The organism is Psychrobacter sp. T6-1 (assembly GCF_052258445.1).
In genome coordinates this window covers 1-864 of the sequence record NZ_JBQQFC010000610.1, presented here as the reverse complement: position 1 = coordinate 864, position 864 = coordinate 1, and the positions used below count along the sequence as shown (strand labels likewise).

Sequence of the window (864 nt, the reverse complement as noted above, 5' to 3'; positions counted from 1 at the left end):
GCTTATGATTGCCCAAATTTAAAATAGAAATTGTAAAATGATTGAATCTTTATCGACTTAGAGTACACTTAATCACTCACATTGAAAAGTCTTAAAATCATCTATTATTAAGTTAATAATGAATTTAAGTGTAACCAAGCTAATAGTATGCAATTTATGGATGATGTTATCTATTTATTAGTGTTAAGCCGCTTATAGTATTCACATTACCCAAAATAGGTATGAGATATTTATGGTTTATTTACATTTGGTTACATCTAACTTGATCTAACTGTTTTGATTTCATAGTCGTTACGTATTTTTACAAACAAAAAAGGTCTCACTATCGTCGTTAGTGAGACCTTTTTTATCGATAAGCTCTGTTTTGACGTTATAAATTTAGCCAAATAAACCTGCTAAATTCGCTAAGAATAACAGCGCAAAACCGCCTAAAAACAACAAGCCTGCGATAGAGTAGGCGTTCATGCCAGCGGACATTTTTTTGTGGCCTTTTACTAGTGAGTAATTAAGCCAACCAAAAATTGGCGCTGAGACAAAGGCGGATATCATCGCAAACTTGAGCATAGCGCCTAGTTGTCCGGTAAAGAAGGTAATGATGACCAGACCACCACCGATGGCGTAGGTTGTCCAAAAGGCGACCTGTTTTTTATTAATCTCGCTCTCGCCTTTCAGCAGACGCCAGCATTCAGCATTAGCGCGGCCATAGCCATCAGCGCAGGTAATAGTCGTGCCAAACATACACATAAAGGCGACAAAGGCGACGAGCAGACGCGACCACTCACCGATGGTGGCGGTATACATGTTGATCAGCTGATTGATATAAGCGCCGCCAACCAGTTCAATCTCTTGTCCTGACCCATACTG

General features: G+C 39.1%; 1 pseudogene. It reads right to left on the bottom strand.

From position 1 onward, the window contains the following. Window positions 1-378 precede the first annotated feature (378 nt). Window positions 379-864 (bottom strand): annotated as a pseudogene (locus ACTXGO_RS14925) (divalent metal cation transporter); the annotation flags it as partial.